The following is a 12,619-nucleotide window of genomic DNA, read 5'->3' as shown; positions in this document are numbered from 1 at the left end:
CCGTCTGCGAGACTGATCCCGCTTCCGACCGGAACCGTCGTGGTCCAGGACCACTGGAACGCGTCAGCGACGCGAGGAGCAGACCCGGCTATCACAGGAGATTGCAGTGGCAAGCAGCGTTCGTATCGACATCGCGACCGCCCAGCGGCACCCGCTCACGGGGTACGGCGTGATCGTCCCCTCCGAACGCATCCCCGGTGCGTTCGCGTCCGGAGCCGACTACGCGGAACCGACCATCGTCGGCAACCTCGTCGTCGCCGACGGAGCCGGGTGGACGCGCCACCCCGACTACGACGTGAGCGTCCGACGCGGCTCGTTCGCGATCCTGTTCCCCGGCGACCTGTCGCTCGCCGACCCCGGCTTCCCGACGGAACGCGTCACCGCGTACCTCGACGCCGTCATGCCGATCATCGGTTCGGTCTCGGAGCCCGGCGCGAAGATCGTGTTCGGGAGCGGTACGGCGCGCACCATCCCCACCGGGGTGGACGTCGCGGCCGCCCGCGCGAGGTTCGCAGAGGTCGTCGTCGAGACGCGCGACGCGGCGGAGCGGAACGGACTGCAGATCGTCCTCGAGCCGCTGAACCGTGACGAGACGAACCTGCTCAACTCGCTCGAGGAGACGGTCGCCTTCCTCGACGAGTTCGGGATCGACCGTGTGCCCGTCGTCGCCGACCTCTTCCACATCATGCTGGAGGAGGAGCCGTTCGCCGTCGTCCAGGCCCTCGGCGCCCGCATCGGACACGCCCACATCGCCGATGCCGGACGACGGCCGCCCGGCCAGGGCGACTGGCCACTCACCGAATTCATCACGGCCCTCCGAGACGGCGGCTACGACGGCCCCATCACCGTCGAGTGCCTCTTCGAGGACTTCGAACCGGAGCTCGAGGCCGCCCTCGCGCACCTCCGTCAGCTCGCCTGAGCCGGCACGGACACCGACGCACCCCACGCACAGAACTGGAGCGAACCCCCGCATGTCCCGACCGCACCGCATCGCCATCGCCGGCGCCGGCATCATCTCGAAGCAGCACGGCATCGTCATCGACCAGTTGCGCGACGAGCTGGAACTCGTCGCCGTCGCCGACCCGGAGCTCGCGAAGGCGGAGGCCCTCGTCGCCGAGCGCGGCGGACGCGCGTTCACGACCCTCACGGAGGCGCTGGCGCAGACCGACCCCGACATCGTCGTCGTCTGCACGCCCACCGGTCTGCACGCCGACCTCGCCATCGAGGCGCTCGAGGCCGGCAAGCACGTCATCATCGAGAAGCCGGCCGACGTCACCGTCTCGCGGACGGACGACATCATCGCCGCCCAGGAGCGCGCCGGTACCGTCGTGACCGTCATCTCCCAGCACCGCTTCGACCCGTCGACGGAGATCGTCCTCGCCGCCGCCGAACGCGGAGACCTCGGGCGCATCACCTCGGGCATCGCATCGGTCGACTGGTGGCGCGGGCAGAGCTACTACGACTCCGGCGACTGGCGCGGCACGTGGGCGCTCGACGGCGGCGGAGCGCTCATGAACCAGGGCGTGCACACGGTCGACCTGCTGGTCGCCCTCCTCGGACGCCCCGTCGAGGTCTTCGGGTACACGGCGCTCCTCGCCCACGAGCGCATCGAGACCGAGGACGTCGCGGTCGGTGTCGTCCGCTTCGCATCCGGCGCGCTGGGCGTCATCCACGGCTCGACGGCCGTCTACCCGGGCCTCGTCGCGCGGCTGCAGGTCCACGGTGACCGCGGCTCCGCGGTCATCGAGAACGACCAGCTGACGTACTTCCACTCCACCCCCGCGGGGATGGAGCGCGCCGAGGCCTTCTTCGGCTCGCAGGGCAAGGACACGAACCAGGCGGCGCAGTTCGCCGACGAGACGCAGGCGGGCTCGAGCGTCGCCGGACAGATGTCGGACGCGCACCTGCGCCAGTACCGGAACGTCCTCGCCGCGATCCGCGGGGAGGAGCCGCTCCGCGTGACGCTGGCCGAGAACCGCCAGGCGATCTCGATCATCACCGGTCTCTACGAATCCGCACGCACGGGCCAGCCGGTCCGCCTCGACGCCGTTGCGGCGGTGGCCCGATGAGCGCCCAGCGGACGAACCGGGTGGCGGCGAACCCCATCCCGTACTGGAGTGCGCGCGGCAAGACCCGCGAGGTGTTCGAGGAGGCCTTCGCCGACTTCCAGCGCATCGGGTTCACCGCGGTGAAGGCCGACATCCCCGAGGGCATGACCGCGGACGAGTACCGCACGTGGATCGGCGGCTACGGCCTCGCACCGTCGCTCAGCCTGTTCAGCAGCGCGTTCGACGAGACGGTCGACCCGGCCGAGGTCCTCGAGGCGGCGAAGGCGTTCGGGGCGGCCCAGGCCTCCCTCGGACTCGACCGTACGATGATCTCCTCGATGGCGATCCCGGCGCGCATGGCGACGCCGGCGATCGGCGCCGACTTCTCCCAGGAGCGCCTCGACCTGGCCATCGAGAACGTCGGCCGCACCTGCGAGGTCCTGCTCGCCGAGGGGATCCGTCCCCTGCACCATTCGCACGTCGGTGGTGTCTTCGAGACCGAGCACGAGATCCGCAGTCTGCTCGACACCCTCGGACCGGACCTCATCGGGTTCGGGCCCGACACCGGACACCTCCGCTGGGCGGGAGCGGACCCGGTCGCGATGATCACCGACTACCGCGACCGCGTCGGCGGCATCCACATCAAGGATGTCTACGCCGATCACCTCGACGGCGCAGCGGACGGCGCGCTGAGCTACCACGAGACGTCGCAGACGAAGCGGCTGTGGGCGGAACCCGGGCTCGGTGTGCTCGACTTCGACGCGATCGTCGCGGCGATGCCCGCGGACTACGACGGGGATTTCATGATCGAGGTCGACTTCCCGAGCGTCGAGAGCGTCTACGAGTCGCACCGCCTGTCGTACGAATGGGCCAGCCACGCACTCGATGTCGCGACCCGCTGACCAGGCCGGCCTGAGCCCGCACGCCGAGGCCGCGGCAGTACGATGGCTCAGGTCGCCGAGGGCGGCGATCGAGAGGAGCGGGCCCCATGAGCACCTCTGACGCATCCGCGGAGACGGTCGCTCCCGAGCCCGGAACGCCCGAACCCACGGCAGGGGCCGCGAAGACGAAACGTGCCGCGACGATCTACGACATCGCGCAGCTCGCCGGCGTCAACCCGTCGACCGTTTCGCGGGCGCTGAGCCGCCCTGGCCGCATCAACGAGAAGACGGCGCAGAAGATCCACGACGCCGCCAAGCAGCTCAACTACGTCGCGAACCCCGCCGCCCGAGCGCTCCCCACCGGGCGCACCGGCACGCTCGGCCTCATCGTCGCCGACATCACGAACCCGATGTTCTTCGACGTCGTCCGCGGCGCGGAGCGTGAGGCCGCCGAGCGCAACTACACGCTCGTGCTCGCGGAGTTCAAGGAGTCGGCGGAGATGGAGCTGCTGACCGCCAGGCGGCTCATGCCGTCGGTCGACGGTCTCATCCTCGCGACCTCGAGGCTCCTGCCCGACGACGTGCGCGCGCTGGGCCAGGAGAAGCCCGTCGTCGTGATCAACCGTCAGGTCGACGACGTCGACAGCATCGTCGCCGACATCGACCCGGGCCTCACCGCGGCGATCGACCACCTCGCCGAGCTCGGGCACCGGAGGCTCGCGTTCGTCTCCGGCCCCGGTCGGTCCTGGATGTCGCGGCATCGGTGGAGCCGGACACGGGAGCTGTGCGCCGAACGCGGCATCGAGACGGTGCGGGTCCCGTCGACGCAGCCCGACATGGCCGCAGGCAGGGCGGCAGCCACGGCCGTGCTCGAGACGGGTGCCACCGCGGTCCTCGCGTACAACGACCTCCTGGCCATCGGCATCATGCTGGAGCTGCGCTCACGTGGTGTCGAGATGCCCACCCAGCTGAGCCTCATCGGCTTCGACGACATCTTCGGTTCGGACTTCACGACACCGGCACTCACCTCGATCCGCAGCCCGCACATCGCCTCCGGCTCCTACGCCGTGCAGACCCTCTTCGCGCACCTCGGGGGCACCGCCGTCCCGACCATCACCGACCTCGCGACCACGCTCATCATGCGCGAGTCGACCGCTCCGCCGCCGGCTACGGACTGAGTCGGGGCCGTCACCCAGCCCTTCGACAGGCTCAGGGACCGGGGTGGGCTCAGGGACCGGGACGGTCCCTCGCCCGGGGACCGACCGCGGGGTACGCTCGATCCGATGATCGAGCTGAGCCCGCACCGGACGGCGTGGGCGACGGCGTTCCGACACGAGGCGGCGCGACTCTCGGACGTCCTCGACGGACGTGTCGACGCGATCGAGCACATCGGGAGCACCGCCGTCCCTGGTCTCGTCGCCAAGCCGATCATCGACCTCGCCGCGAGAGCGATGGCAGGCGTCGACCCGTTCGCCCTCGGACCGCTCCTGGCCGGGCTCGGGTACGAGCCGAACGCCGCGGGACCGAAGACGCATGCCGTGTACGTCCGCTCAGAGCGAGCCCGTCGCACGCACATCCTCCACATGTTCGGCCCAGACGCGTGGGAGCACTGCAACCAGCGGCTGTTCCGAGACAAGCTACTGCACGACGCATCCGCTCGGCGCCGGTATCAGGAGCTCAAGCTGGAGCTCGCCAGGACCGACGACGGCCGCGCCTACACGGCGGCGAAACTCCCGCTCATCGAAGCGCTGCTGAACGAGGAACGCACCGCGCGGGGCCTGCCGCCGACCGAGGCCTGGGACAAGTAGGGCCGCCCCTCGCGTGGTCCTCAGGCGACGAGCTCGATCTCGACGCGCGCGCCGAGCGGCAGCCCGACGACCGCGACCGTGGTGCGCGCAGGGTAGGGCGCCGAGAAGACCGTCTCGTAGACGCGGTTCATCGCGGCGAAATCGGCCATGTCGACGAGGTACACGTTCACCTTCACGACATCGCCGAAGCCTCGACCGGCGGCCGTCAGCACCGACTCGAGGTTGGCGAACACCCGCTCGGTCTGTGCCGCGACGTCGCCCTCGACGAGGGTTCCGGTCGAGGGGTCGATGGGCGTCTGCCCCGAAAGGTGGAGTGCCCCGCTCGGGCCGGACGCCGCATGCGAGTACGGCCCGACGGGTTCGGGCGCGTGCGGGTCGGTCACGGTGGATCGGGTCATGGCCTCAGCCTAGGGAACGCGGGCGGGTTCCGATGGTGTTCGACGAGGCCAGCGTCGCACTCGGGTACTCGCCGAAGCGTCGCGAGTACCCGGCGGCGAACCGCCCCAGATGACCGAACCCCCACCGACGGGCGACGTCACCGACCGTCGTCCGTCCGGGGTCGGCGTCCCGCAGGTCGTCGCGGACGCGGTCGAGCCGGACCGCGCGGAGGTAGTCGGCCGGTGTCACGTCGAACTCCCGGCGGAACGCCGACTGCAGACTGCGGAGGCTCATGCCGGCCGCCGCTGCGACGTCCTCGGTGCGGATCGGCAGATGAGCGTTCGCGACGAGGTACTCCACCGCGGTCCGCGTCCGAGCGCTGGCGGCGACGGCCACCTCGGTCGGCGGCCGGAGCGCGAGGTGCGGGAACGTCTCGAGCAACGACACCGCGGCCGCTCGCCTGGCCTCCGCGCGCAGGAGCGCCGGGCTGTCGTCGTCGTAGACCACCCCTGCGACGGCCGCGACGGAGGCGTTCCATCGGTGGAGTCCCGCGCCCGACGGGCGGAACGTCGTGTCGAACCGGATCGGACCCACCGACCCCTCGGTCTCCCCCGCGACACCCTCGAGATAGGCGCCGCCGAAGTGCATCATGTTGAGCCGGTAGTCGATGAGGTCGAACTGCGCGGGGCGGTCGTTGGCGAACATCGCCGGCTGCCCGTGCAGGAACTTCATCGGCGAGCCGAGCAGGTCTGAGACGCCTTCGCCACGCGTCATCCAGGAGACCACGTACTCGCCCTGGGTGAACGACGCACCCGTGATCCGTCCCTCGACCTGCGAGGCACGGAGGGAGAGGTCGTCGTCGCCGGTGGAGGTGAAGCGGTATCCGAACTCGGCGGCGGTCGGCTCGACCGTCATCCCGCCGATCCGGTAGGCCTCGCGGTAGAGCTCGCGAGCGTCGTCGACGTCGCTCCCCGCGGCCTCGAACCGCTCCGCGGACCCTGGTTTCGCGCTCATCCTGCTCAGAATCCCACGACTGTGCCAAAGCTCCACTTCCGGGCGGTCGGCGTTCGTTTATCGGATAACGCCGGATCGCCGCCGAGCGCCAGGCGTCACCCGATGTACGAGGTGTCGGAGCGGGCCTCTCCCGCCACGACGGCAGTCAGGTCGACCTCGCGGCCGTCGAGGCGGAACGTGAACCGCCCCGTCTGTTCGACCGTCGGCGTCTCCGTGAGGTACTGGCGGAGTTCGGCGCGTTCGCTCTCGTGCAGCCAGACCACCGGGTCGGAGGTCGACTTGAACTCGAGGATGGCGGCGACGTCCTGGAGCATGCGACGTTCGACGGGGTCGAGGAGGTTCCGAGCGCTGCGGAAGTAGACGGCGTCGGGGTCGACCTCGTAGACGTCCTTCAGCCAGACGCGGTTGACGGAGTCGACGATGGAGTTCCAGGCCCCGACGCCCGACGGATCGCCGACCCGTTCGGCGTTGTCCCAGAACGGACCGACATCCGGCCCCACGCGCGCGCCGTCGAACACCCCGATGGACGGGATCATCGGGACGCCGCAGCCGAGCAGGTACACGTCGTCGCCGACGGTCTCCCTGATGAACGAGATCGCGTCCCGGTAGGCGGTTTCGCGGTGGACGTCCTGGTGCCGCCGCCCGGTGACGGCGCCCGCGTACATGAAGTCGAGCTTGAGGTAGCTGAAGCCCCACCCGGTGACGCGCTCGAAGACCTCGCGGAGGTGGTCCTGCACCTCCCGCTGGGTGGTGTCGAGCGAGTAGTAGTGGGAGTTCCAGTTGTAGCCGGTCGCCAGCGCTCGGCCGGCGTCGTCCTGCACGAGGAGGTCGGGGCGCTCCCGCGCGATCGTGGAGTCGGGAAGCGCGATCATCGGGGCGAGCCAGAGCCCCGGGCGGAACCCGGCTTCGGCGATGCGACCGGCGGTCGCCTGCATGCCCGACGGGAAGTCCGGTCCGGCCGTCCAGTCGCCCACGATCGGCTCCCAGCCGTCGTCGAGCTGGAACACGTCGAAGGGGTACCCGGTGAGATCGGCCACGGTGCGGGCGACCAGCTCCTCGTCGATGCCCTCGTAGTAGGAGTACCAACTGCTCCAGACGCGACCGGCGCGCTGCGAGCGCCGCCCGAGCCGTTCGGACAGGATCGCCGCGTAGTCGGCGAAGGCCTGCTGCTCCGGCCCGAACGTGACGAACCACTCGGCTTCGTCGGTCTCGCTCCGCGCCCAGATCGTGTTGCGGTCGGCACCGACCCGGGGGTTGCCGAGCCCGAGGGTCCCGATGAGCAGTACGGTGCCGTCCGGTCCCGCGATGGCTCCGACACCACTGCCGGAGTGGAGGTGCGGGGTCTCGTTGACCGCGTCGTCGGCGGTGAGCAGCCGGTCGGGGCTGTTCTTGATGCCGATGGTCTCGCCGTCGGTGGTGGTCCACCCGCTCGGGCTCCACGAGTTCCAGCCGTGCCGGTAGAAGCCGGTGTCGCCGAAGGGGTGGAGGAGCGCGACCGGACCGGCGGGCACGACGAACCCCGTGCTGGTGGCGGTCGGTTCGCCGGCGAGGTTCGCGGGGATGCGGAGGTCACCGAAGGTGAAGGTGTGCAGCATGGCCGGCTTTCTGTGTGGGTGGGCGCTCTCGGGATCGACGCGGGACTCCCGACTGCCGCCGCGGGGCTGCCGCGGGTAGAGTCGAGGAGGCGGAGTTAATACTGCAACGTGCCGTGAAAAGTCGCAAGAGGGGAATGGCGAATGCCTCGAGAGGCGATGGTGGAGCCGTCCGGCGGATCGATGGGCAGTCGGTCGTTGCTCCGGAGGATGAACTCGCTCGGTGTGCTGCGCGCCCTGCTCCCGCAGCCACTCACCCTGCGGGAGCTGGCGGACGCGTCCGGGCTGTCTCGGACGGCCATCGACGCGATCGTGACGGATCTCGTCGAGATGGGCTGGCTCGAATCCGTCGAACGCGCCTCGGCGTCCCGGATCGGCAGACCCGCCACCGCCTTTCAGCGTGCGGGCCGGACTCGGCCACCTCCTGTCGCTCGACATCGGCGCGAACCACATCCACGCCGTCGTGACCGACCTCGCCGGTGCCGTCCTGGGCCAGCGCACGGCTCGCCTCGCCCGAGGACACGGGCGCGACCGAGCGCATCACCCTGGCGCTGGCGACCGGCGATGCGGTGCTCAGCACCCTCGACCTCACCCGCGGGTCGGTGTGGATCGTCGCCGTGGGCTCCCCGGGCGCGATCGGCCGGGACGGCGAGGTGCTGCACTTCGGCGGGACGGGACTCCCGGACTGGGTCGGACTCAACCTGCGCGGGCGGTTCGAGCAGGAGTTCGACGGAGCCGTCCTGGTGGAGGGCGACGTCGCGCTCGGTGCCCGCGCGGAACTGACCGTCGGCGCGGCACAGGGCCACCGCGACGTCGTCTACCTCCTCTGCGGCGTGCGCACCAGCGCCGCCTCCATCGTCGACGGGAAGGTGCATCGCGGCGTGCACGGTGCGGCAGGGATCGTCGGCGAGATGCCCGAACTCCGGTGGTCCCGCCTGAACGAGCGGTACGGCGAGTCGGTCCTCGGCTCACCACGGCCGTCCCGCGAGGAGATCTTCGATGCGGCTCGCGCCGGTGATCGGATCGCCCTGACGGCGATGGACGAGTTCGCGGACGACCTGGCCACCGGCGCGGCGGCCATGGTCCTCGCACTCGATCCGGAACTCCTCGTGGTCGGCGGCGGCAGCGCTCCGGGCGCGGACGTCTTCCTGCCGCGCTTCATCCGCACCCTCGGCGAGATCTGCCCGCTGCCACCGGACGTGGTCGTCTCCTCGCTCGGTTCGGAGGCGGTGGCGATGGGTGGCGTCAGCCTGGCGTCCCAGCACCTCGACACCGTCCTGCAGACGGCCGTCCGAGACGTGGAGCGGTTCCCCGACCCGGACGGAGCGCAGCTGCTCGTCAAGCGGACCGCAGCGTCCTGAGCCGTCACAGCCCGCGGCGGGTGGTGGCTCAGCGACCGCCGAGCTGCGCGGCGAGGACCGACGACCGTCGCTCGGGGATCGCCGCGTCGTAGACGTCCTGGATCACGTCGAACGCCTTCCGCGCTTCTGCGGGGTGGAGCCAGAAGGCGCCCGGCTCGTCGAGCCCCGCGTAGAAGTCCTGGATCAGCCGTTCATGGGACACACCCCAGTAGGCACGCGCTCCGCTGGCCGTCACCCGCTCGACGGTGGTCTCGACGCGCCCATCGGCGAAGCGTGCGGTGAGTTCGGCCCCCAAGCTCAGCGTGCCCAACGCGCAGACGACGTCGATCGTCACGGGCAGGTTCGCGACCCCGGCGACCGTCGCGTAGACCGTGCTCGTCGCGCCACCCGCGTGCACGATGCGCAGCTCGGCCGTGTCCTCGACCTCGATCACCTCGGCGAGCGCGCGGGTGGCGATCGACCCCGTCGCCTCGAGCGGGTCGCCGACCAACCACTGCACGAGGTCGATCGTGTGGATCGCCTGGTTCATGAGGAGTCCACCGCCGCCGGTCTCCCAGCGACCGCGCCACGGGCGATCCTCGTAGTAGGCCGCCGTCCGATGCCACGGCACGACCGCCGAGGCGCCGAGCACTGCGCCGAGCTCACCCGAGTCGAGGAGTTCCTTGGCGCGCTCCGCCGGCTGGTTGTAGCGGTTCTGGAAGCACACCGCGATCTTCGCGCGACTGTGCTCCGCCGCGGCCAGGAGCCGTTCGGCCTCATCGCGCGTGTGGGCGAGGGGCTTCTCGAGGATGACACTGATCCCGCGCTCGAGCGCCCGGATCGCCTGGTCGGCGTGCAGGTGGTGCGGGGTGCAGATGTGGACGACGTCGGGTCGCGCCTCCTCGAACAGTCGATCGAGGTCGGTGAAGCCCGGGACACCCGTCGCAGCCGTCGCCGCATCGAGCCGGCCGGCGTCGACGTCGCACACCGCCACGAGCTGCGCACCGGGCACCGTTCCGATCGCCGCGATGTGGAGGGCGGAGATGTCGCCGCACCCGACCACGGCGACGCGACGGAGGACGGGTGCGGGCCCGCGGCTCATCGCAGTTCGATCCCCAGCTCGTCGGTGAGCCTCCGGAAGGCCCGGGCGGCCACGCCGAACGAGGCGGGACCCGAGAAGCCGCCGAGCGCGTGGGTGTCGGCGAGGTGCGGCTCGAGCGAGGCGAACCCCGCGTAGCCGTCGTCGCGCAACGCCGTGAGCGTTTCACGCAGTTGCCCGTCGCCCTCGCCGGACGGCACGACCTGGCCGCTCTCGGCGACCGCGTCCTTGACCTGCAGGTAGTCGAGGTACGGGCGCAGCATCGCATAGCCGTCGTCGAACGGCGCGACGCCCACCTGGACGAAGTTCGCGTTGTCCCAGGCGAGGCGGAGTGCGGGCGATCCGACGGACTCGACGAGGTCGAGGATGCGCTCCGGGACGTCGCCGTAGATGTCCTTCTCGTTCTCGTGCAGGAGCACGACCCCCTCCCGCTCGGCCAGGTCGGCGAGCAGGCGCATGCGGACCAGGACGTCGTCGCGGGTGGCCTCCACCGGCACGCCCTCACCGCGGAAGAAGGAGAAGATGCGGATGTTGGGGGTCCCGAGGGCGTGTGCAGCGGCGATCGCTCGCGCGAGGCGGGCGACCTCCAGCTCGGCGTCGAGGGCCACGTCGACCTTGCCGATCGGCGATCCGATGGCGGACACGCCCATGCCGGACCGCTGCAGCTGCGCACCGAGTCGGGCGAGCTGGTCGGCGTCGAGGTCGATGATGTTGACGCCCCACGCGCTCCGGACCTCGATGTGCGATGCACCGAGCGCCTCCAGCACGGCGATCTGCGTCGTCGGGTCGGCGTCGATCTCGTCGCCGAAGCCCGACAGGGTCCAGCTCACCGGGTGTTGTGCATTCACGTGCGCTTCCGCCTTCGCGTTCGTTCTCGTCATCGGGAACCAGACAGTCGGGCTGCCGGTCCTGTCAGCCTACGGCTCTGGCAACCGGTTGACAACCCTCTGCAGCCGGAGGGGTCGCCCTAGGATGGAGCGTGTGACCGATCTCTACCTCGCGAGTACGACCGTGTCCTTCCACCGCAGCTGGTCCTGCGTACTGTTCGACCTCGACGGCACGATCGTGGACTCGGCTCCCGGCATCATCTCCCGCATGAAGACGACCCTGGCGAACGTCGGTGCCGTCGTGCCGTCCGACGAATCGCTGCTGCGTTGGGTCGGACCACCGCTGCTCGACTCCTTCCGCGACTTCGCGGACATGGACCCGTTGCAGTCGCAGCTCGCCCTCACCGAGTACCGTCGCCAGGTCGCCATCGAGGGCGCCGAGGTCGGCACCGCGGTGTTCCCGGGCGTCGCCGGACTGCTCGCGCGCATCTCCGAGGCCGGGATCCCGATCGGGCTCGCGACCTCGAAGCCCGAGTCGCAGGCGAACACGATCCTCGACCACTTCGGCCTGAGCCAGTACTTCACCGTCGTCACGGGCGCCTCCGAGGACGAGGTCCGCAGCAGCAAGGCCGACGTCGTCGGTGAGGCCCTCCGGCGCCTCACGGCCGCCGGCGTCGACACGTCCCGCACCGTACTGGTCGGCGACCGCCTCCACGACATCGAGGGCGCAGCGGCGCACGGGATCCCGACGATCCTCGTCGAGTGGGGCTACGGCTCGCCCGCAGAGGCCACCGGCGCCCTCGCCGTCGTCCACTCGATCGACGCGCTGTCGAACCTCATCACCGGCTGAGCGAGACCGGAACCACTTGGTGACCCCAGGAGGGCCTGGCTTCACCGACACCTGCTCACTAGGGTGATGACCATCCTGAGGAGGTCGACATGGCGGTGTTCACACGCGGTTTCGGAGGACGGGCACGGGAGCAGGACGACCGACTCCCGCCAGGCCAGTTCCTCACCGAGGACTTCCCGGTCCTGTCCGCCGGACCCACGCCGCGGATCGACACCGATGAGTGGGAGTTCCAGATCCGGACGGAGACGGGCGAGACCCACCGCTGGGACTGGGCGGCCATGCAGGCCCTGCAGCAGGACGACATCACCCGCGACATCCACTGCGTGACCCGGTGGACGAAGCTCGGCACGAGCTGGCAGGGCGTCTCCCTCGACACGCTCTTCGCCGAGGTCGAGAGCGGCTACGACTTCGTGATGGCCCACTCCTACGGCGGTTACACGACCAACGTCCCACTCGACGACCTCCTGGACGGCAAGGCCTGGATCGCCACCGGCTTCGACGGCGAGCCGCTCGCCGCGGAGCACGGCGGCCCGGCGAGGCTTCTCATCCCGCACCTCTACTTCTGGAAGAGCGCGAAGTGGATCCGCGGCCTCGTCATGCAGCAGGACGACGAACCGGGGTTCTGGGAGCAGAACGGCTACCACGCCTACGGTGATCCCTGGCTCGAACAGCGGTACTCGTGAGGCGCACGAACCATGTCGACGTCTGGAAGCCGGCCACCGTGGTCACGGCGACGCAGCTGACCCCATCGGGGCGGAGCCTCATCCTGGACGCCCCGGGCT

Annotated in this window: 13 protein-coding genes and 1 pseudogene; 9 read left to right on the top strand and 5 right to left on the bottom strand. The window is 70.4% G+C overall.

Annotated elements, in window-relative coordinates; translation table 11 throughout:
- The first annotated feature begins 106 nt into the window (after window positions 1-106).
- From AC5JOC_RS08405 to AC5JOC_RS08385, 5 genes are all read left to right on the top strand, one after another.
- A complete protein-coding gene (locus AC5JOC_RS08405; RefSeq protein WP_124767935.1) occupies window positions 107-919 on the top strand; it encodes a sugar phosphate isomerase/epimerase family protein in 813 nt (270 codons plus the stop codon).
- A 52-nt stretch (window positions 920-971) separates the two neighbouring features.
- Window positions 972-2,069 carry a Gfo/Idh/MocA family protein gene (locus AC5JOC_RS08400; RefSeq protein WP_494246119.1) on the top strand — a complete coding sequence of 366 codons (1,098 nt, stop codon included), beginning with the start codon at window positions 972-974 and terminating at the stop codon, window positions 2,067-2,069.
- Entirely contained in the window at window positions 2,066-2,950 is an 885-nt protein-coding gene (locus AC5JOC_RS08395; RefSeq protein WP_430892787.1) for a sugar phosphate isomerase/epimerase family protein, read from the top strand. Before AC5JOC_RS08400 ends, AC5JOC_RS08395 begins: the two co-directional genes overlap by 4 nt.
- 86 nt (window positions 2,951-3,036) lie before the next feature.
- Entirely contained in the window at window positions 3,037-4,107 is a 1,071-nt protein-coding gene (locus tag AC5JOC_RS08390) for a LacI family DNA-binding transcriptional regulator (protein WP_159876725.1), read from the top strand.
- Window positions 4,108-4,212: 105 nt separating this feature from the next.
- Entirely contained in the window at window positions 4,213-4,737 is a 525-nt protein-coding gene (locus tag AC5JOC_RS08385) for a GrpB family protein (RefSeq protein ID WP_124767931.1), read from the top strand.
- Window positions 4,738-4,757: 20 nt separating this feature from the next.
- Here the strand turns inward: AC5JOC_RS08385 and AC5JOC_RS08380 are convergent, their stop codons facing one another.
- The 3 genes from AC5JOC_RS08380 to AC5JOC_RS08370 form a co-directional block, all read right to left on the bottom strand.
- Window positions 4,758-5,135 carry a RidA family protein gene (locus AC5JOC_RS08380; protein ID WP_079704440.1) on the bottom strand — a complete coding sequence of 126 codons (378 nt, stop codon included), beginning with the start codon at window positions 5,133-5,135 and terminating at the stop codon, window positions 4,758-4,760.
- A gap of 4 nt (window positions 5,136-5,139) precedes the next feature.
- Window positions 5,140-6,129 carry a helix-turn-helix transcriptional regulator gene (locus AC5JOC_RS08375; protein ID WP_124767930.1) on the bottom strand — a complete coding sequence of 330 codons (990 nt, stop codon included), beginning with the start codon at window positions 6,127-6,129 and terminating at the stop codon, window positions 5,140-5,142.
- A 95-nt stretch (window positions 6,130-6,224) separates the two neighbouring features.
- Window positions 6,225-7,724: a glycoside hydrolase family 36 protein gene (locus tag AC5JOC_RS08370; RefSeq protein ID WP_494246115.1), complete on the bottom strand. Its 1,500-nt coding sequence runs from the start codon at window positions 7,722-7,724 to the stop codon at window positions 6,225-6,227.
- Between the two features lie 141 nt (window positions 7,725-7,865).
- Here AC5JOC_RS08370 and AC5JOC_RS08365 point away from each other — a divergent pair.
- Together AC5JOC_RS08365 and AC5JOC_RS08360 are read left to right on the top strand one after the other, a co-directional pair.
- Window positions 7,866-8,027 (top strand): annotated as a pseudogene (locus tag AC5JOC_RS08365) (hypothetical protein); the annotation flags it as partial.
- 173 nt (window positions 8,028-8,200) lie between these two features.
- On the top strand, window positions 8,201-9,082 hold the full coding sequence (locus tag AC5JOC_RS08360; RefSeq protein WP_494246113.1) for an ROK family protein: 882 nt from the start codon (window positions 8,201-8,203) through the stop codon (window positions 9,080-9,082).
- Between the two features lie 28 nt (window positions 9,083-9,110).
- On the opposite strand, the gene AC5JOC_RS08355 is transcribed toward AC5JOC_RS08360, so the two are convergent.
- Complete coding sequence (locus tag AC5JOC_RS08355; protein ID WP_192004079.1) at window positions 9,111-10,163, bottom strand: Gfo/Idh/MocA family protein; 1,053 nt, start codon at window positions 10,161-10,163, stop codon at window positions 9,111-9,113.
- Window positions 10,160-11,041: a sugar phosphate isomerase/epimerase family protein gene (locus AC5JOC_RS08350; protein WP_194599906.1), complete on the bottom strand. Its 882-nt coding sequence runs from the start codon at window positions 11,039-11,041 to the stop codon at window positions 10,160-10,162. The genes AC5JOC_RS08355 and AC5JOC_RS08350 overlap by 4 nt, the downstream gene beginning before the upstream one ends.
- 100 nt (window positions 11,042-11,141) lie before the next feature.
- Between AC5JOC_RS08350 and AC5JOC_RS08345 the strand changes: the two genes are divergently transcribed.
- Complete coding sequence (locus tag AC5JOC_RS08345; protein ID WP_194599907.1) at window positions 11,142-11,837, top strand: HAD hydrolase-like protein; 696 nt, start codon at window positions 11,142-11,144, stop codon at window positions 11,835-11,837.
- Between the two features lie 89 nt (window positions 11,838-11,926).
- On the top strand, window positions 11,927-12,520 hold the full coding sequence (locus tag AC5JOC_RS08340; RefSeq protein WP_086472594.1) for a sulfite oxidase-like oxidoreductase: 594 nt from the start codon (window positions 11,927-11,929) through the stop codon (window positions 12,518-12,520).
- The last annotated feature ends 99 nt before the right edge of the window (window positions 12,521-12,619 follow it).

Source organism: Plantibacter sp. (assembly GCF_059073635.1).
Note: the sequence above shows the minus strand (reverse complement) of the source record. Positions and strands in the feature narration are given on the sequence as shown.

Coding starts and splice junctions, on each gene's coding strand:
- AC5JOC_RS08400 (WP_494246119.1), top strand. CDS start 972: ATGTCCCGACCGCACCGCATCGCCATCGCCGGCGCCGGCATCATCTCG.
- AC5JOC_RS08395 (WP_430892787.1), top strand. CDS start 2,066: ATGAGCGCCCAGCGGACGAACCGGGTGGCGGCGAACCCCATCCCGTAC.
- AC5JOC_RS08390 (WP_159876725.1), top strand. CDS start 3,037: ATGAGCACCTCTGACGCATCCGCGGAGACGGTCGCTCCCGAGCCCGGA.
- AC5JOC_RS08385 (WP_124767931.1), top strand. CDS start 4,213: ATGATCGAGCTGAGCCCGCACCGGACGGCGTGGGCGACGGCGTTCCGA.
- AC5JOC_RS08380 (WP_079704440.1), bottom strand. CDS start 5,135: ATGACCCGATCCACCGTGACCGACCCGCACGCGCCCGAACCCGTCGGG.
- AC5JOC_RS08375 (WP_124767930.1), bottom strand. CDS start 6,129: ATGAGCGCGAAACCAGGGTCCGCGGAGCGGTTCGAGGCCGCGGGGAGC.
- AC5JOC_RS08370 (WP_494246115.1), bottom strand. CDS start 7,724: ATGCTGCACACCTTCACCTTCGGTGACCTCCGCATCCCCGCGAACCTC.
- AC5JOC_RS08355 (WP_192004079.1), bottom strand. CDS start 10,163: ATGAGCCGCGGGCCCGCACCCGTCCTCCGTCGCGTCGCCGTGGTCGGG.
- AC5JOC_RS08350 (WP_194599906.1), bottom strand. CDS start 11,041: ATGACGAGAACGAACGCGAAGGCGGAAGCGCACGTGAATGCACAACAC.
- AC5JOC_RS08340 (WP_086472594.1), top strand. CDS start 11,927: ATGGCGGTGTTCACACGCGGTTTCGGAGGACGGGCACGGGAGCAGGAC.